This is a genomic window from Paenibacillus filicis (assembly GCF_038070315.1).
Classification (GTDB): domain Bacteria; phylum Bacillota; class Bacilli; order Paenibacillales; family NBRC-103111; genus Paenibacillus_G; species Paenibacillus_G filicis.
Genome location: NZ_JBBPCC010000005.1, coordinates 164,318 through 184,362, shown reverse-complemented (window position 1 = coordinate 184,362; position 20,045 = coordinate 164,318). Strand labels below are relative to the sequence as shown.

At 48.7% G+C, this 20,045-nt stretch carries 13 protein-coding genes; 11 read left to right on the top strand and 2 right to left on the bottom strand.

The genetic code is table 11. The features are described 5' to 3' along the window. Window positions 1-4 precede the first annotated feature (4 nt). The 6 genes from pnuC to WMW72_RS10185 all read left to right on the top strand — a co-directional run bounded on the left by pnuC (window position 5) and on the right by WMW72_RS10185 (window position 9,808). A complete protein-coding gene (gene pnuC, locus WMW72_RS10210; RefSeq protein ID WP_341415339.1) occupies window positions 5-715 on the top strand; it encodes a nicotinamide riboside transporter PnuC in 711 nt (236 codons plus the stop codon). 399 nt (window positions 716-1,114) lie between these two features. Then, the gene (locus WMW72_RS10205) at window positions 1,115-3,472 is read left to right on the top strand and encodes an AraC family transcriptional regulator (protein ID WP_341415338.1); all 2,358 of its coding nucleotides are present in this window, start codon (window positions 1,115-1,117) and stop codon (window positions 3,470-3,472) included. A gap of 138 nt (window positions 3,473-3,610) precedes the next feature. Continuing rightward, complete coding sequence (locus WMW72_RS10200; RefSeq protein ID WP_341415337.1) at window positions 3,611-4,600, top strand: ABC transporter permease; 990 nt, start codon at window positions 3,611-3,613, stop codon at window positions 4,598-4,600. Window positions 4,601-4,615: 15 nt separating this feature from the next. Beyond that, window positions 4,616-5,503 (top strand): carbohydrate ABC transporter permease, encoded by an 888-nt coding sequence (locus tag WMW72_RS10195; protein WP_341415336.1) that lies wholly within the window; start codon window positions 4,616-4,618, stop codon window positions 5,501-5,503. A gap of 78 nt (window positions 5,504-5,581) precedes the next feature. After that, entirely contained in the window at window positions 5,582-7,129 is a 1,548-nt protein-coding gene (locus WMW72_RS10190; RefSeq protein ID WP_341415335.1) for an ABC transporter substrate-binding protein, read from the top strand. A 27-nt stretch (window positions 7,130-7,156) separates the two neighbouring features. Next, complete coding sequence (locus tag WMW72_RS10185) at window positions 7,157-9,808, top strand: glycoside hydrolase family 38 N-terminal domain-containing protein (protein ID WP_341415334.1); 2,652 nt, start codon at window positions 7,157-7,159, stop codon at window positions 9,806-9,808. 56 nt (window positions 9,809-9,864) lie between these two features. Here the strand turns inward: WMW72_RS10185 and WMW72_RS10180 are convergent, their stop codons facing one another. Beyond that, window positions 9,865-10,773, bottom strand: coding sequence for an AraC family transcriptional regulator (locus WMW72_RS10180; protein WP_341415333.1), 909 nt, complete (start codon window positions 10,771-10,773; stop codon window positions 9,865-9,867). Window positions 10,774-10,956: 183 nt separating this feature from the next. Between WMW72_RS10180 and WMW72_RS10175 the strand changes: the two genes are divergently transcribed. From WMW72_RS10175 to WMW72_RS10165, 3 genes are all read left to right on the top strand, one after another. Continuing rightward, window positions 10,957-12,699 (top strand): class I mannose-6-phosphate isomerase, encoded by a 1,743-nt coding sequence (locus tag WMW72_RS10175; RefSeq protein ID WP_341415332.1) that lies wholly within the window; start codon window positions 10,957-10,959, stop codon window positions 12,697-12,699. Window positions 12,700-12,732: 33 nt separating this feature from the next. Further along, window positions 12,733-13,680 carry an ROK family protein gene (locus WMW72_RS10170; RefSeq protein ID WP_341415331.1) on the top strand — a complete coding sequence of 316 codons (948 nt, stop codon included), beginning with the start codon at window positions 12,733-12,735 and terminating at the stop codon, window positions 13,678-13,680. 423 nt (window positions 13,681-14,103) lie between these two features. Then, window positions 14,104-14,298: a hypothetical protein gene (locus WMW72_RS10165; protein WP_341415330.1), complete on the top strand. Its 195-nt coding sequence runs from the start codon at window positions 14,104-14,106 to the stop codon at window positions 14,296-14,298. Window positions 14,299-14,379: 81 nt separating this feature from the next. On the opposite strand, the gene WMW72_RS10160 is transcribed toward WMW72_RS10165, so the two are convergent. Continuing rightward, complete coding sequence (locus WMW72_RS10160; protein ID WP_341415329.1) at window positions 14,380-14,874, bottom strand: GAF domain-containing protein; 495 nt, start codon at window positions 14,872-14,874, stop codon at window positions 14,380-14,382. 389 nt (window positions 14,875-15,263) lie between these two features. Between WMW72_RS10160 and WMW72_RS10155 the strand changes: the two genes are divergently transcribed. Next, a complete protein-coding gene (locus tag WMW72_RS10155; protein ID WP_341415328.1) occupies window positions 15,264-18,548 on the top strand; it encodes a discoidin domain-containing protein in 3,285 nt (1,094 codons plus the stop codon). A 202-nt stretch (window positions 18,549-18,750) separates the two neighbouring features. Next, window positions 18,751-19,860 (top strand): GntR family transcriptional regulator, encoded by a 1,110-nt coding sequence (locus WMW72_RS10150; RefSeq protein WP_341415327.1) that lies wholly within the window; start codon window positions 18,751-18,753, stop codon window positions 19,858-19,860. Window positions 19,861-20,045: the final 185 nt, after the last annotated feature.

The following is a 20,045-nucleotide window of genomic DNA, read 5'->3' as shown; positions in this document are numbered from 1 at the left end:
TCATATGGAAAACACGCAACAACAATCATGGCTGTACAACCAATTCTTTAGCGGCTGGAAAAGATTCGAAGTCACTTATGCGATCATATTGATCCTATTACAGGTTGTCGCCTATGTGATCGCCCCGGATTCCATTATCGGTATGGTTAGTGGAGTGGCCGGTGTCATTTGTCTGGTATTCGGGATGAAAGGGAAGAAATTAACGTTTGCGTTCGGATTGGTCCAATGTGTGGCGATGACGATTATTGCTTGGCAAAGCCACGCGTATGGCGCATTTGTGATGAATATATTTTATGTCATTTCCCAGCCGATTGGATGGTTTTTATGGGGGAATGATGAAGCGGTAAATACGATTAGTCCCAAAATGAAACGTCTCATCTTCCTCGCTGCCTTTGTTGCCTGGGCTGTAGGGTGGTTTGTACTCGCAAGAAGTGGCGGTCAATTGCCTTATTTCGATAGTATTAACCTCGTCATTTCGTTTATTGCACAGGTATTGTATATTTGTAAGTACAAAGAAAACTGGTCGTTATGGATTATTGTCAATATCGCAAATTTAGCCTACTGGGCGATTCTAACGTATCAAGTAGCTACGGGTCATAGCGATGTTGGTACAGTGGGCGGATGTTTATCCCAAGTAGCACTTCAAGTGGCATTGCTGTTCAACAGTATTTATGCCAACAAAGTCTGGAAGACCTATGAGCAAAATTTACAGTAACAACATCAGGGCCGCATCAGGCAGTCTCTCTGCATTAGGGAGGCTGCCTTTTACCGTATTAAGGGAACCGTATCGTTGATGCGGTCTTACAAAATTATGATACAATCATGAAAATATAAGAATTAAATTGACACAGATAGTACAATCATTTATCTTTCTCTTAGGGTGAATAGAAAGCATGGAACGTGCCTGAAAGTATCCATTTGAACAGATAACCTAAAATTACTCCTTTAAAATCACTAAAAACATAAATGTAAGCACTTCCAATAAGGGTCATCTAGGCTTGGAATAAGTTATCATTGGACGGAAGCCTAGTGCGGTCTAATGAATTCAAATCATCTGAGTTTAGTACAGGAATGTCAGCAGGTTTCATCCACATTGACTAAGGAGTAAGTACGAATGGACATGATCCCGTTCTTCAAACCTAATAAGTACTTCACTCGTATTTTTATTTGGATCACGTGTATCACCATGATCATCATCTCTTCTTTTTCAGCGCTGATTTATTTTCATGTAGAGAATAAAGTGTTGAATCGAGAGTATGAAAATAGCCAGAAGGTCTTATTGCAGATGAAATATAATATCGACTATCTGGATACGATGATTCGTAATCTGACTCTCTCCACTTACAGTAATAACGATGTCAAGGCGCTCATGTATTTAAACGAAAAAGAAACGTTCGAACATTTGAAAGTGCTCAACAATTTAAACAGTACGCTTGTAGCTAACAATCCATTTATACAATCCATCTATATTTATAATAACCATAAGCATGTGTACTACTCGACATCGGATGGGATCTTTCACAATGATCGGCAGTTGGAACAAACCCTCAAAACCTATAGTAACATACCTTTGTTAAAAGCTATTGTTCGAAATACGGAGGACAACCCGACCTCCACCGACAAGAAAGACAACACCGTACTGAGTTATGTCATGTATGAGAATGTGGACAGTCAACATCATATGGATGGCGCTGTTATTCTCAATATCAAGCTAGACTGGCTGCTAAACAATATCAAAGCCATCAACCAGATGAATGATAGTGTACACAGTCAACTATATGTGCTGGACGGTAACGGCCAGCTTATTGAGGCTGATCCGACCCAGTCGGTGACAGGTACATCGTTTGGCGCATCGTTGAAGGAAGCTTATGAGCAATCGGTTATGAATCAACAAGCAGCCCCCCAAGAAACGCCAGGCTTCTTTACTAAGTCCATCAACCACGAGAAGTACCTGATCTCTTATATTCATATGGGAAATACCGGTTGGACACTGCTGGAGGCCAAGCCCTATGACGAAGTCTATTCCAGCTTGAAGCAGCTTTTAAATACGATCCTGTTCATTACCCTGATCATCCTGATCGTAGCTTTGTTGTTGTCAATGTCTGTTTCAAGAGGTATTTATAAGCCTGTAAAAAGACTTGTTGAAGTGACAGCGTCCATGGATGATGAAGGGGATCGCAGCTTGTTGCCTCGGACTAAGGATGAGTTCTCCTATCTAACCGAGGTTTACCAGAAGTCCAAAGAGCGGATTCATCTAGAAAAAAAGAAGAATCACGGCATCATGAAGCTTTATTTTTTGAGAAAGCTGTTGTTTAACAGCTATAGCTTGAATGCAAATGAATTTGATGATTTACTCCGGGAATTAAACGTTTCTCTGGTGAAAGAGAAGCCATTTCTCCTATGTATTCTGCGCATCGACGATTATAAGCGTTTTTTGAATAGTAAGAGTATGGTCGAGAGGGAATTGCTGCGATTTGCTATCTTGAATATTACGACAGAGTGCATGTCCCAATCCTTTGTCGTGCAAATGGTAGATATGAAGGATGATTCCTTCACCATGCTGCTGAATGTAGAGGACAAGGAGGATGATCAGGAGAAATTAGAACAAGCTCTGCAGGAAGCGCAAAGCTGCATCCAGAGATTTTATAGGCTGTCGGTTTCAACTGCAGTAAGTAATAGGATCGCAAGCTATACCGAAATTACGGCTGAATATAACAAAACCGTAGCTCATTGTGACTACAGATATGTGTACGGGAAAGGCGCCGTGATCACGCAAGCACTGATTGCTGAGCACACGGGAGGCCGTGTGGACATTGAGCAGGTGCTGGAGCTCGAGAGGAAATTTTTTGATGCGGTAAGAAAAAGCGATGTCGGCAAAGCATTGGAAAGATTGGAAACCCTGTTTTCAAACCTAAAAAAGCTGCCATACACTGACGTGATGTATGTCAATATGCATGTGGTGCATCATTTCAAGAAGGTTATCTATGAGATGAATCAGACGAGGGAGGAACCCCTAAGTATACATGTTAACCTGATTTACAGGGAGCTTTATGAGGCTGAGACGCTCGAAGAATTCAAAGAGCATCTGGTGGGCATCTTACAGGCTATCGGCCATGAGGGCAAAGAAGCAGTGGGTAAAGGGAATATCGTTGCTGCGGATACGATCAGAGAGATTGTTGAAACGAATTATTCCGATACCTCGCTGGGCGCTTCGAGTCTGTCCTCTATGCTGAAGTTATCGGCGTATAAGCTGGGGAAAATTTCAAAAGAGCATTTCGGGATGACCATCCCCGAATACATCAATCAAGTCCGGTTAAATAAAGCTGTGGAATGGATGGAAAATTCTAAGCTAAGCATTCAGGAAATTATTCGTAAGGTAGGGATCGAGAACGAAAGCTATTTCTATAAGCTGTTCAAAGCCAAATTTGGGACAACACCCAGAGAGTATATGGCCCAGAGAGGTCATTTATAAGCCCCCAAAAGCCGTCGACACCAGTCGATGGTCTTTTTTTGCTAAAGTACAGTGGATGATTGAGCGAATTTCGTTTTTGTACAGTACTTTTTGGGTGCTTCAAAAATGAGCAGTATACGAGAAGGCGAAGGATTGAGTATGATTCGTTGCAAACAGATACACCTGTTCAAGGGTGATGGTAAGGAAGGAATGAGGATGTTGAGATTCATAAGCCCATTACGTAATGAATGGAACCACTTTTTGAAATCCAGGAGCTTGTTTCTAATCAGTTTGCCTGCGATCCTGTTTGTGATTGTCTTTTGCTATTTACCGATGTTTGGTCTTGTCATCGCCTTTAAGGATATCAACTATGCCAAAGGGATCTGGGGCAGTGATTGGGTAGGCTTCAAAAATTTCGAGTTTTTCTTTAGCTCCCAAGATGCCCTACGGATTACACGCAACACTCTTCTATTGAACGCTTGGTTTATCGCGATAGGGATTGTTGCCTCCGTCATCGTGGGAGTGCTCATGGCTGAACTCGGCAGAGGGATGGTCAAGCTCTTTCAAACCGTTTTGTTTTTCCCTTATTTCTTATCCTGGGTTGTCGTTGGCTTCGTCAGTTATATCTTGCTCAACCCGACCTATGGTGTGATCAATAAAGCTATGGAGATTTTCAATTTGTCCGGTGTTGATTGGTACAGCAAGCCGGAATATTGGCCGCTTATCTTAACCTTAACTTATTTGTGGAAAAATGTGGGGTATACGGCGATTATCTTTTTCACCGGACTCATGTCGATCGATGCTAGTTATTATGAGGCCGCCTCCATCGATGGCGCCTCCAGATTCCAGCAAGTCATGAAAATTTCGATTCCCCTGATTGTTCCGTTGATTATGCTGCTGGTTATTTTGAATATTGGCCGTATTTTTTACTCGGATTTCGGCCTGTTCTATTTCATCCCTCGCAACGCGGGTGCCTTGTATGAAACAACGGATGTGATCGATACTTATGTATTTAGATCCTTGCGTGTGGTCGGAGATTTGGGCATGGCGTCAGCCGCCGGACTTTATCAATCCGTTGTCGGTTTAGTCCTGGTCGTGGCCACCAATCTGATTGTGATGAAAATCGATAAAGATAGCGCATTATTTTAAAGGAGGTCGCAGGCTTTGCAAGCATCTATGGAAAATAAGAGTACCAATAACCTCTTTATCGTCATCCTGTTCTCGGTGATGTCGGCCATTATCATTATTCCGCTGCTGTATGTCGTAGCCGTTTCCTTGTCCTACGATGGGGACATCGCCAAGTATGGCTATCAATTGATTCCCGAGCGAATCACGTTCCTGGCGTATACGTATATTTTCCAGACGCCAACAGCACTGCTGCACTCTTATATGATTACTATCATTGTGACGGCAGTGGGAACTGTGCTTAGTCTGATTCTCACCTCATCACTCGCTTATGTGATGACGCGTAAGGACTATAGATATGCGAGAATCACCACATTTTTCGTATTCTTCACCCTGTTGTTTAATGCAGGTCTGGTGCCTTCCTACATGGTCGTTACCAAGCTGCTGCACATTCAAGATACGATCTGGGCCATGATTCTCCCGTATGGGGTAAGCGCTTGGTTCACCATGCTGATGAGAGGCTTTATGCAGAGCTTGCCTTTTGAAATTATTGAGTCCGCCAAAATCGACGGTTCTTCGGAACTGAGCACATTCGTGCGGATTATTCTGCCCCTTTCCAAGCCAGCACTAGCGACGGTAGGATTGTTCTACGCTCTGGCCTATTGGAACGACTGGTGGCTGGCCCTGTTATATATTAACAGTGAAGACTTGATACCGCTTCAATATTACTTGCAGCGAATTATGTCCAATATCGAATTTTTAACCACAAGTGTTCAAGCAGGGATCAGCATCGATCTCAGTCAGATTCCTGCGGAATCTTCCCGGATGGCCATTGCCATTCTAGCTGCAGGGCCTATGCTATTCGCATTCCCTTTCTTCCAGAAGTATTTAGTCAAAGGCTTGACGGTAGGAGCCGTTAAGGGATGAAGGCGAGCTGAATCAGATTATCGTTCCGAGTATCGGATGATAATAGATGGAACAACAGGCTAAAAGGAGGGTTTTACTATGAAAAGAAAATGGAAAATGACGACACTTGCATTGGCAAGTATGCTGTCCCTAAGCACTATGCTAAGCGGGTGTAGCGAGAAGCCAAATCCGTCACCAGCAGGAGCCGGTGGCGGTACGCCTGAAAGCAGCAACGCAGCAACGGATAACGGCAAGAAGCTCGACCCCTATGTCATCACCTGGTATCTTCCGCAAAATGTATTCCCTGATGCGAGTGCAGTTGCTGCAGAGATGAGCAAGATTACAAAGGAAAAAATCAACGCCACCTTAGATATCCGCTATATAGATTGGGGGACCTACGATCAAAAGATGCAAACGCTGCTTGCTACAGGCGAGAAAGCAGATTTGATTTTCACCTCCAACTGGACGAATGACTATGTGCAAAATGTAAATAAAGGCGCGTTTCTGGATATTACGGAGCTATTGCCTAAATATGGCCCGGATATCATGAAGCAAGTACCGCCGAATGCATGGGATGCAGCGAAAATTAAAGGCAAGCTGTATGCGATCATCAACACGCAGGTTCTTGCGAGAACGCCAGGTGTGCTGCTGAACAAAACGTACGTAGAAAAACACGGCTTTAAAGCGGATCAGTTTAAGAAGCTGGAAGATCTGACGCCGTTCTTTGAGAAAATTGCTCAGAACGAAAAGGATAAATATGCATTTAGCTTGAAAAGCGATACCGATGTGCTGGGTAACTATGGATCGGCGCTTGGGCTGGAATACTTCTCCCAGAAGAATCCGGGTGTAGTCCGGATCGACGACAGTTCCACCAAAGTCGTTAACGTCTATGAAACGCCTGAATATGTGAATTTCCTCAAGCTGATGCATGAATGGAACGCTAAGGGGATTATCCGCAAAGATGCCGGAACCTTGAAGGATGTCAATGCGGATGAGAATGCGGGTAAATATATTTCTTCCACCTTCACGGTTATCAATCCGGATAGTGCAGCGAATGTGGCTCAGAAATTCGGCGGTGGAGATGCGGCCAATGTCCTTCCGGTTGAATTTTCCAAGCCTTATATGAGCACGGGGTCGATCATTGCAACGATGACGGCCGTCTCCCGTACGTCCAAGGATCCGGCAAGAGCCATCATGTTCTATAACTTGCTGTATTCCGACCCGCAATTGTTTAATCTGATGAGCTACGGGATTGAAGGCAAGCATTACACTAAAGTAAGTGATGATTTAATCAAGAAAATAGATAATGCCGGCTATTGGGCGGATTCGGGCTGGGAGTACGGCAACATGTTTAACTCTTACCGCACAAGCCCGACACAACCGAAGTGGTACCCGGCAGGGCCTGACAAGAACGCAGCGGCTATTCCTTCCAAATTGCTCGGATTCTCTTTCGATCCTACGAATGTGAAGAGCGAATTGGCTCAGATCGCCTCTGTCGTCGAAGAGTTCAACGCAGGTCTGATTACGGGCTCCACGGATCCGGATGTATACCTGCCCAAGATGAATGACAAGCTGAAAAAAGCAGGCCTGGATAAATTGCTGGCCGAAATGCAAAAGCAGATCGATGCCTGGAAAACAAGTAAATAACGAATAAACCATAATAGGTGGATGGGTATGTCTAAAATTAAAGAAGTTCTTGTGCTTCATCACAGTCATTTGGATGTCGGTTATACGCATGCACAGCCGATCTTGCTCGAATTGCAAAAGAATTATATCGATCAAGCTTTGGGTCTGTGTGAACAGACGGAAGACTGGTCAGAACCAAATAAATTCCGTTGGACTTGTGAAGCAACGCTTCCCGTTCTGCAATGGCTGGAGACAGCTACATCAAGACAGGTTGAGCGATTCAGACACTATGTACACAACGGGCAGTTGGGGATTGCGGCGAATCTCTTACATGCCACGCCTCTGTGCACGCCAGAGCAGATCGCCAAGATGCTGTATCCGCTACAACGGTTGCGGAAGGAATTCGGCATTGAGGTCAAAACGGCGATTAATCATGATGTGAACGGTCAGCCTTGGCCATATAGCCAGTTATTACTGGATGCCGGTGTGGAATTTTATATGATGGGCATTAATATTCATTTTGGCGGATTTCCTTTGACGCGGCCAAACGCATTTTATTGGCAAACGCCTGATCGAAGGAAGCTGCTCACGTTCAATGGCGAGCATTATTCGCTGTTCAGCCAAATCTGCCATGTAAACGCTAAGGATACGAACTTGATGGCTGAAGGACTGGCCAAGTACTTGCAGAAAATTGAATCCGACCCGGACTATCCATTTGACTTCATCTATTTGACTGCGACGAATTTGCCATTGTACGATAACAACCCGCCGGATCAAGATTTGGCTGAGCTCATCAAGCGATGGAATGAGGAGCAACGGGAACCGTCCATATCGTTCGTAACACCGGAGCAGCTGTACGCCAAAGTTAAACCTTATGAATCGCAATTGCAAGTCCACTCGGGGGACTGGACGGACTACTGGAATTTCGGTTCTGGCAGTGCAGCCAAAGAAACCAAAATGAATCGCAGGACCAAGCAAGGCATGAAGGCTGTCGAGCTCTTGGAAGCGTTTAAACGCGAGGAAGCCCCGTCCTATGTTCAAGTCAAAAAGCAGGCTTGGGAGCAAATTCTTTTATACGATGAGCATACGTGGGGGACGTTCAATTCCATATCTGAGCCGGATCATCTCAATGTTGACATTCAGTGGATGCATAAAGCCCATTACGCTTATTTGGCCAATAGCCTAACAGGCTACTTATTGGGAGTCCAATTGGAGAAGCTGGCCGAAAATCCTCTGCAATCCGAAGAGCCTGAGGGAATTATGCTTGTGAATCCGTCTTCCGTTCCGGTGACTTATGACATTCGGATTCCTTCAAGCTTTAAGGCAGAAGGGAGACATCTTAGCGCAGACAGAATGCGTCAAGTGCTGATGAACAATGAAGCCAATCATGCAGGAACGAGTTATGGGAAGATCGAGCTGCCCGCGTTCAGCTGGCGGAAAATTCCGTTCCGCTCTCTGCAAGAAGCTGAATGTTCATCGCTGCTATCCACCCATTCAGGTGTCATTGGGCGGGTGGAAGAGGGGCTGTGGTCTCGGGATATTTCCATCGAGAAGGGGAGGATTGAAACCCCGTTCCATACATGCAGCTTTGACGCTCTAACAGGGCGTATCACGAGTCTGTACGATAAAAGGCAGGAATGGGAAGTACTCGACTTATCCAGCCCTTGGACATTATTTCAATACGTCCAGGAAACCATAGATTCTGTCCACCATGCCAATCATCGCAGCACGCTTTTCCCAAGGGATGTAGAGAAGGGCAATAACGGGATTAGTGTATGGAATCATGACTGGAAAGCGAAGAGACATACGTATACGCAACTGAAGTCATGCCAGGTCGAACGAAGCGCACATAGTGCTACTTTGATCCTTCAGTTTGAAGCGCCTGGTGTGGATGATCTGGAGCAACGATTTACTTTCTTTGATTATTCGGCTGATATCGAAATGAAGGTTTCCTACAAGAAGCAAGACATCACAACACCTGAAGGCACTTATTTTGCGCTTCCCATCAACATCGGATCATGGCGCTGCCAGTATGATACAGCCGGGCAATTCGTTGAATTGGATGCGCAGCAGTTGCCGGGGGTCTGCAGAGACTATATAACGGTAGATAAGAGTGTTTCCGTCTACGACGGGTCTCATGGAGTTAGTTTAATTTGTCCAGATGCGCCGCTTGTCCAAGTGGGCAACTTTAACTTCGGCAAGGAGCAGAAGAGCATCGACAAGCAGGCGAATCCGCTTCTGCTGGCATGGCCCATGAATAATTACTGGGATACAAACTTTCGGGCGCGCCAGCCGGGGGCCGTGTCATTCACCTACGTATTGTCTACCTTCCAATCCTTCCATCCGGCTGCGGTCATGGAATCTGCTGTCCGGGCCGTATCTCCGGTCTTGATCACTCCGGCTATAGCATGCAAGGAAGAGGAGAGCGGCCAATTTATCGAGGTGAGCGGAGAAGGCATTCAGGTATTCGACGTGAAGCCGTCCGAGGAAGGGACCGGTATCGTAGTGCGTCTTAGCAATTGCACGGATCAACCGGTGAATGCCCAGGTTCGCTTTCCAAATCGCAAGATCCAAGAAGCCTTTACAACCAATGTGCTGGAGGAAATGGCAGCCCAGGTCACGAGTATTCACGATCATACGATCGAGCTGCAAGTCGAAGCGAAACAAATGGTACATTTCCTTGTGAACGTTAAAAGCTAATTCCATACAAGCAGAAGGCAGCCGTCCATAGGGACCGGCTGCCTTCTTGTCGTCAATTAACAAGGTCTTCCTGGAATCAGATTTTCGGAGAACTGAGACTTGCGGAACATCGCAGGTGGAACGCCGATTTTTTGGGTAAATACGCGTGTGAAATAATGAACGGAGTCAAATCCCGCAGCCTTGGCTATTTCTTTGACGGCCATGTCGCTGTTCACCAACATGTCTACGGATTTTTGGACTCTTTTTTCTTGAATATAATGAATGAAGCTTTGGCCGAGGTGGCTTACGAATAACCTAGACAAATGCCTCTCCGAGATATGCAGATACTGGGCAACATGCTGCAGGCTGAGTGAGGACGAAAGATTATCGTCGATGTACAATTTCGCTCTGTGGATCAATCGATTCGCATTCGTGTCCTGATTGTGAGTATCGTTAGAGGCTACGGTTCGGTCGGTAAACATGTACAAGAAGGAGAGCAGCAGCGAGTGGCATAAATGACGGTACATGTCGCCGGTTGCCGAGGCTCCTTGTTCGATCAGTCCCAGCATCGCGTTCCAGATATGGGCGGAAGGGGAGGCTTCGGCGTGGTAAATGACCGCTCTCGCATGTTCGGCCAACTCCTTGAATGGAGTGATGAGATCAGCCGAAGATTTCGCTTCATTGACTTCAAACGCGACAAAGGATAAAGCAAGTCCGGTATCGCTTTGGATCTGGTGCCAGATTCCGGGACGGGAAATAAATAGAGTGCCTGCAGATAAAGGATACGTGATGTCCTGTTCGGTATAGCTTCCTTCTCCTTGCATCACGTAACAAACTTCAAAGAAAGAATGCCGGTGCACCGGATTATCGAAATGCTCAGGCATGATGCCCCAGTAATGAACAAGAAAGGAAACCGCCTCTCCGGATAAGTCAATCGCATGTTGATTCAAAATCGCGTTTGCTTGTTTGTATACGTGATGCTCCATCGGACGGGCCTCCCCTGTAATCTCTTACTATAGAAAGTTTAACATAGATGATGTCCGAATCGTACAAAAAAGGGACGCTTCTATTCAAATACATGAGCTGAGTGAAAGACTAAAATGAATGGTAAGAACCGTGTAAAAGGCACGCGTTGGAATATAGTCAACCTTGATGGAGGGGAATTGATCATGGCAGCATTGTACAATAAAAAACCGGCTATTGAAATCAAGGGCAGGGAAGATGAAATTTGGAGCGGCTACGGACCTATCGCTCAAGAACTGCTTCGATCGACGAACGAAGGACAAAAATTCATCCTGACCATCGAGTGCTATCCTACAGTTCGTGTGGAGGAGATCGTGGAGGGGCTGCGGCTGCGGTTGAACCCGGCGAAGGTTGTTTATGCCGAACTTGCCGCTAAGAATCAGGGGCAGATTGAAGACATGATTGAACGATATGTAACGGATGATCGGGTTTTCGGTTATATGGCTCCGTTTGCAATTGGCGACTTCTACGACCAAGCGAAGCTCGTGCAGCTGCAGAACGAGATTGAAGCGGTCACCGAAGGGCTCATCCTTGTGATCGGAACCGGAGCAACACTGGTCGCAACCGGGGATGTGCTGATCTATGCTGACATGGCACGCTGGGAAATCCAACAGAGATACCGGAGCCGTGAGTTCGGCAATTGGCTCGCAGATAACCATGCTGAAGATATTTTGCGAAAATACAAACGGGGATTTTTTATTGAATGGCGCGCTGCGGACCGATTGAAGCGGGATGTGCTGCCACAGGCGGATTATTATTTGGACACGAATGCTCAAGACGACCCCAAGCTGCTGAGCAAAGACGCATTATTTGAAGGATTTAAGCAAGCGGTCCGCCGTCCCTTTCGATTGGTTCCGTATTTCGACCCCGGCGTCTGGGGAGGACAGTGGCTGGAAGAAAAGATCGGTTTGGACAAACGCGAGCATCCCTACGCGTGGGGATTCGATGGCGTTCCGGAAGAAAATAGCGTGTATCTGCAGTACGGAGCAACACATGTTGAAGTCCCCTCCATCAATCTGGTCTTTTTTGAGCCGAAAGCCTTGCTTGGGGAGAAGGTGTATGCCAGATTCGGAGCAGAGTTCCCCATTCGCTTCGATTTTCTGGATACGATCGGGGGTCAGCCTTTAAGCCTGCAAGTCCATCCGCTTACGGATTATATCCGCAAAAACTTCGGCATGTTCTATACGCAGGATGAAAGTTATTACATGCTGGATGCAGTTCCGGGCGCTACCGTCTATTTGGGAGTGAAAGAGGGGATTGACCCGAACGCGATGCTGGCCGATCTGGAGCGTGCCCAGGCAGGAGACGTCTCCTTTCCGGCTGAACAGTACATCAATGTTTTTCCAGCGAAAAAGCATGATCATTTCATGATCCCTGCAGGAACGGTTCACTGCTCGGGAACGGGCGGCATGGTGCTTGAAATCAGCGCGACCCCTTATATTTTTACGTTTAAGCTGTGGGATTGGGACAGGCTGGGCTTGGATGGCAAGCCGCGCCCGGTGCATCTGGAGCATGGCCGCCAAAATATTCAGTGGGATCGAAGCACATCCTGGGTGGAATCTAATCTGGTGAATCCGATCCTCAAGATCGGGGAAGGAGAAGGCTGGACCGAGGAAAAAACGGGGCTGCACGAGCTTGAGTTTATTGAAACGCGAAGACATTGGTTTTCGGAGGTGGTTCCGCACCATACAGAGGGAGGCGTTCAAATGCTCAATTTAATTGAGGGAGAGGAAGCGGTCGTGGAAAGTCCCTCCAATGCCTTTGAGCCGTTTATCGTCCGCTACGCGGAGACGTTTATCGTGCCTGCTGCTGTTGGAGAATACACGATTCGGCCAACCGAAGGCAACCAAGGAGAACGCTATGGGACGATTAAAGCCTACGTCAGATAACAGGCTGAGGGGGAAAGGTGGGCGGAAGCTTCTATGAACATTGCGATCGACTTTGGAGGGACCAATATCAAGATCGGATTGGTTCAGGAGGGGACGGTCATGGCGAGAACGAGCATCCCGGCCTTCTCCCAAGGCGGGTTGACGGGGCGTCTTCCTGACGTCCTAGCATCCATACACGAATTGCTTGCCCAGAACCGTTATTCGTTATCCGAATGTACCGGAGTCGGTATCGCAACGCCGGGCATTGTGGATGCCGCAGGCCGGACGATTTTATCGATCAATGCTAAATATGCGGATGCGGTCGGGTTCCCTTTCGAGAAGTGGTTGGAAGAAGCGCTCTCCCTGCCGTGTATTCTTGAAAATGACGCCAGAGCGGCGCTCATTGGGGAGACTACCTATGGCGTGGCTAGTGGCGAAACGGATGCCGTCCTGATGACTTTCGGAACCGGCATCGGTACGGCAGCCCTCATCAACGGTCAAATCCTGCGGGGGCGCCATCATCAAGCCGGAATTCTGGGAGGTCATTTGGCCACAGATATTCATGGGCAGGCTTGCAATTGCGGAAACCATGGATGCTTGGAAGCCCAGGCCGGTCATTGGGCACTGAACAACTTGGCAAGAAGGCATCCTGGTTTCGAGCATAGCCGGCTTGCCCGCGCTGATGCGTTGAACTATATGGAGATTCTAGAAGCTGCGAAGTCCTCGGATGCGGTGGCCGACGAGCTTTTGAAAGTGTTGATTTCACATTGGGCAGCCGGCATTGTGAATCTCGTTCATGCCTATGACCCTGATATCGTCATCCTGAGCGGGGGGCTTATGAAATCCAAGCAAAACATCGTACCGCTGCTTCAGGAGTACGTTCATCGTCACGCTTGGACGCCATGGGGGCAGGTACGGTTTGCCGTAGCGGAGGATCCGGACACCTCGGTGCTGCTGGGCGTTTCAAGGCTGCTGATCATGGAGCAGGCCAAGTCGGGTTGATGGGACTGGAAATCATGCCTTTGCGCACGACCTGCCGGGCTGCAACGCCGCGTCATACAGAGACAGACAAAGGAGTGTCGAAGCAGCATCAAGCTGCTCCGGCGCTCCTTGGTTCTTTTCTATCCAAGCAGTGTAAATAAATAGGGGAACATGCGTTCTATGACAAGCATCTGTCGCTTCCATTCTGTATTATTTGGATATAAACGGAAAATGAGGTGCATGAACTCATGTGTTCGAATGAAAATAAACAGACTCTATTAGATATCTGCATCATACTGGAACAATTAGGCATACAGATTTCGATGGAAGAGCTCTATTCCATTTTGTCTGAGAAAGAATAAACGCAAAGAATCAATCGCTATTTTCCCTAGCTTCTCGCCTAAAATGGGCCGAAGTATACGGAGCAAAGGCTGAAGGAGCACGATGAGGAACACTGACTCCTCGGGACGCATGCTCTTACAGGCTGTTTTCCATCATTTCACATCTGGCAGCCTGAGCTGGATAGGCGGCGCCATCGTAGGTGCGGCCTTGCTGCCCATGGCCTTTACGTTCCGGCTGCAGCAGAGAACGGCATCTGTTGTCAACGAACCGCAACAAAAAGCTGTTTCGTCTGATTAAACGAAAATAAAGCAGCCTGCCATCGAGGCAGGCTGCTTGTGCTGCGACAAGCCGAGCATTTCCTGTGAGCTGAAGACCAGGCTAACGCCAACTGGAAGCATGTTTCATGAGTACCTGGCAATACTGCTCCAAGTACGTCTGGTCCACCGCATCGAAGCTGGCTTCGATCGGGCTGTCAATGTCCAGTACTCCGACGATCGTTCCGTCTTGAACTAGAGGGATCACGAGCTCCGAACGGGAAGCGGCGTCACATGCGATGTGACCGGGAAATTGATGGACGTCATCCACACGGAGCGTGCGTGCCTGCTGAACAGCACTCCCACATACGCCTTTCCCGACGGGAATCCGGGTGCAGGCAGGCAAGCCTTGAAAGGGACCAAGCACGAGTTCATCTTGTGCATCTAACAGATAAAAGCCGACCCAATTGATGTTGTTCAGAAATTGGCCCAGCAGGGCAGCCGCATTGGCCAGATTGGCGATACGGGAAGGCTCGTCATGTATCAATGCCTCCAATTGACTTAGCAGCAAGGTATACTGGGCCTCCTGACTGCCTTCGTAAGCTTGAGTTTGAAACATATCGTTCGTTCGACCTCCTCTAATCCCTATCCATATAGTATCAAAAAGAGCGTGACTAAGGAAATCTGAAAGACAATAATTGAAAAATCACTAGTAAATTCCGACATATAAATAAAACCAACACGTATTCTGAAGTTTACCGCTTTCAAAACAATGCCTAATATTTTATGTTTATCTTACCAGTGATGAGCTGGCCCTTGGATTCTGAAAGGTAAGGAGATGATTAGAAGAAATAATGCAAACGCTTACGAAATGAAATCATGAACATTTGCTACGGCAAGAAGTAAATCCACAGAAGAAAGGAGAGTGGCTGCAGGAGGCAGGCTCTGTATCTGTAGTTGGAATGACAGCACGTCCATATCCAATTCGAATGACAAGGAGGCATACCCTTGAAACCGTATAAGAAGATGTTCTCGTCCGTTTCCGCGGTCACCATTGCCTTAAGTTTACTCAATCCCGGGGTTTCTCAGGCAGCAACACCCATTACCGAAGCGAACTCAACGATTTTTGGTCCTAATGTCTATGTGTTCGACCCCTCCATGTCCCCCTCTGACATTCAAAATATTACGGGAACTGTATTCAACAGACAGGAAAGAAATGAGTTCGGCCCTGAGCGGGACGCTTTTCTCTTCAAACCGGGGACTTATGACGTCAACTTCAAAGTAGGCTTCAATACGCATGTCGCCGGACTCGGGCAAAACCCCGGAGATGTCAATATTAACGGCGGCTTGAACATCGATGCCAAGTGGGATAACGGCAACGCCACCCGAAACTTCTGGCGCGCGGTTGAGAATCTGACGATCTCCCCGTCCAGCGGTAAAACGCAAATTGCCGTCTCCCAAGCGGCGCCACTCCGGCGTCTGCACATTAAGGGCGAGCTGCAGTTGTTCGACTTTGACTCTAACTGGAATGCGGGCTGGGCCAGCGGAGGGTTTCTGGCGGATTCCATCGTGGATAACGCCGTTGTTCCAGCGTCTCAGCAGCAATGGTTCTCGAGAAACAGTCAGTGGTCCAACTGGACCAACGGCGTGTGGAACATGGTGTTTGTCGGCGTAACGAACCCGCCGGCCGGCCAATTCCCGGATCAGCCGTACACGGTCGTCGAGAAGACGCCAGTCCTGCGGGAGAAGCCTTATCTCTACATAAACGATGCAGGGCAATATCAGGTTTTCGTTCCGTCTCTGCAGCAGAATACGAAGGGCGTAAGCTGGGCTAACGGATCGACGCCCGGTCAATCCATAAGCATCGATCAGTTCTACATTGCAAAACCGGATACGGCAACGGCGGCAAGCATCAATGCTGCACTGGGCGCAGGCAAGCATTTACTGTTTACGCCGGGTATTTATCGCTTGAATGATACAATTCGTATCAATAACCCGGATACGGTCGTGCTCGGCATCGGGCTTCCGACGTTAATCCCGGATACGGGCAAACCAGTCATGACGGTAGCCGATGTGGATGGCGTGAAGATTGCGGGCATCGTCTATGACGCCGGCCCGGTCAGCTCCAGCGTGCTGCTGGAAGTAGGACCGACGGGCAGCACCGCAGGCCACAAGGCCAATCCGACGTCGCTTCATGATTTGTTCTTCCGGACCGGGGGCTACATCGCCGGGAAAAATGAAGTCGCGATCCAGATCAACAGCAATGATGTGGTCGGCGATCACTTCTGGGTCTGGCGTGCGGATCACGGTACGGGCGCAGCCTGGACGAACAATGTCTCGAAAAACGGACTTGTCGTCAACGGAAATGATGTCACGCTGTATGGCTTGTTTAATGAGCATCATAATGAGTATCAAACGTTGTGGAACGGCAATGGCGGCCGGGTCTACTTCTATCAGTCTGAAATTCCTTACGATGTACCGAATCAGGCAGCCTGGATGAGCCAGGATGGTAAGGTGAACGGATATGCTTCCTACAAGGTAGCAGACTCGGTAACCAGCCATGAAGCATGGGGACTGGGCGTCTACTCCTACTTCCGGGATGCAGCGGTGAAGCTGGAGAGCGCCATTGAGGTACCTAAGGTGGAGGGCGTAAAAATCCATCATGCCACGACGATCTGGCTTAACGGTGTGGCGGGCAGTGAGATCACGCATGTCATCAACAGCACGGGCGGAAGAGTGTACGGGACTTCTCCAAGCGGGGCGATGAGGCAAACGGTCACCGAATTCGTCGGTACGGATGTCGGTGACACCGAGCCGCCTAGCGTTCCGACGAATGTGAAAGCAACAGCGGCGTCGGGCAGCCAAATCGACCTGAGCTGGACCGCTTCGACGGACAATGTGGCCGTGACCGGCTACGATATTTACCGCGATGGCAAGCTCATCGGCTCTGCAGCTTCGGCTTCGTACAGCGACAGAGGCTTGAATGCAGCCACCACCTATAGCTACACGATCAAAGCCAAGGATGCTGCTGGCAATGTGTCAGCTGACAGCGCCGTGGTGAGCGCTACTACGAAGGAAGTTCCTCTTGACCGCACGGGCTGGACAGCTACCTCGACGCCATCCAGCGGAGACGGTCCGGGGAATCTGCTGGACAACAATATGGGCAGCCGCTGGAGTACGGGGGCACCGATGGTTCCGGGTCAATTCTTCACGGTCGATATGAAGGCTTCCCGCACGTTCAACAAAGTGGTGATGGATTCCACTGGCAGCAACAACGATTATGCACGCGGCTATGAAGTGTATGTGTCTAACGATGGCACGGAATGGGGGACTGCGGTTGCTAGCGGAGCCGGTACAGGTCCGGTCGTAACGGCAAGCTTCGCTCCACAAAATGCCCGTTACATCAAAGTCGTTCAGACGGGCAGCGCTTCGAGCTGGTGGTCGATCCGCGAGTTCTTCGTCTATAACACGACGGTACCTTCCGGTGCCAAGCTGGAAGGTCCGGCTTCCGTAGCCGGTGGTCAGCCGTTCGATGTGACCTTGGGACTGCAAGGGATCACGGGCAACATCTATGCGCAAGATATTACGCTGACGTATGATGACAGCAAGCTGGAATTTGTAGCTGCAGACGCGGTCAAGGAAGGCCTGATTATCGTAGATAAAAAGGCAGAGGCCGGTAAAGTGCGTCTGATTACGGCCAATGTAGGCGGCACAGGCATCAATGCCAGCCTGATCAACCTGCACTGGAAGGCGAAAGCTGTTCAGGAAACTTCCAATGCCTCCATCGCACTGTCCAAGCTGATCCTGGCTGACAGCAAAGGGGTAGAGTCTGAAATAAACGGCGGTTCGTATACGGTTCAAATCAAGGCGACCGTAGATGTATCGGCCTTGAATACGCTGATCCAGCAGGCGCAAGCCAAGCATGATGCAGCAGTAGAAGGCTCGCAGGCCGGCCAGTACCCATCTGGCTCCAAGGCTAAGCTGCAAGCGGCCATCGACAAGGCCAAAGCGGTTGCTGCAAATCCACAAGTGACACAGCAGCAAGTTGAACAGGCGGTTAACGAGCTGGGTGCAGCGGTTGAAACGTTCGTGAATTCCGTGATCACTCGTTCGCCTGGAGATACCAACGGCGACGGCAAGTACTCGATCGGCGACCTGGCGATCGTAGCCGCAGCCTTCGGCAAAACGTCGCAAGATCCGGATTGGGATTCTTACAAGCTTGCCGATGTCAACAACGACGGCAAGGTTGATCTGCTCGACTTGGCGATTGTCGCTCAACAAATCTTGCAGTAATGCAGGCAGATAGACTCAGGCACAATTGTGTCTAGGTGGATACAAAATGTATCGATTCGAGAGTGAAACAGGCGGTCATGGCTCTGAGCTTCAGGGCTATGGCCGTCTTTGCTTGTTCAGACTTGGCGGGGTCCATATATTGACACAGATGATACAATTGTTTATAGTCGAACTATTCAGATTTGGAAAAGAAAGGGCGCCTATGTCAACCTATCCCTATCTCAAGATCAAGGAAGATATCAAGAAACGGATTTTGGAAGGCGAGTGGCTAGGCGATACGCGCTTGCCCTCGAGCCGTGATTTTGCCGACAGCTATAGATCTAGTGTGAACACGGTGGAGAAGGCGATCAAGGAGCTGTGCGCGGAGGGATTGCTCAAGCGCGACAGCCGCCGGGGAACCTTTATCGAGACCGGCGTCTTGTCCCTCAAGGGCATGAACCGTTCGGGACTGGTCGCAGCATCGGTAATCGGCATTGACAATCCGCTGTGGGCGACCGCTCTTCGCGGCATCCAGGACGTGCTGAACGTTCACGGCTATCATCTGCTCAGCTACAGCGACGACCGCAGCCTGGACAAGCTGGAGGCGCTGGTCAAGAGCGCCGTGGCGAAACGGATGGACGGTGTCATCCTGAGTCCGATCTTCGACTGGAGCCATGGTGAGCGCAACCAGCAGCTGTACGATCTGCTGCGGAACAACGGGATCAAGGTTGTGTTCCTGGACCGGCACTTTTACAACAGCGACATTCCCTTCGTGACGAGCGACAACGTGGCGGGCGCGTATAAATTGACGAAAATGCTGATTGACAAGGGGCACCGGCGTATTCTGTTTATCCGCAATTCCGATCTCAGCACACTGAACGAGCGCCTGCTTGGGATGAGGCAGGCGTTCTTAGATTCGGGGCTGCCCTTCGACCCCGAGCTGGATGTGCTTATTCCCTCCGAGTTCGAAAACTTCTCCGACGAGTTCGACAGCTTCAGCGACCGGCTGGCAGAGGTCATCCGTAAGCTGCCCTGCACGGCGATCTTCACGGCCAACGACCAGATTGCCGAAGCGGCGATTACGGTACTGGACCGGCTCAATTTGCGCATTCCGGACGATCTGTCGCTTGTGACCTACGATGCGCGGAACTTGAATCTCAAGTACAAGCTGGACGTGACGGGCGTGAACCAGCCTTTTTACGATATGGGGCGTACGGCGGCGCTGCAGCTCATGAATCTGCTGGATTCGAAGGAGCACTTGTACGTATTGGGACAAATCTGCCAGGCGGAAATTAATTATGGGACCTCCATCGGCAAAGCCAGGGAGCTCTAAGCTAAGCTAAATAACTATGAAGCCGAAAATCAGCCGATCAGGCTGATTTTTTTGATGAAAAATCACTATAAATTTCGGACATATAAATAAAACCAACACGTTTTCTAAAGTTTACCGCTTTCAAAACAGTGCCTAATATTCTATGGTTATCTTACCAGTGACGGGCTGGCCCTTGGATTCTGAAA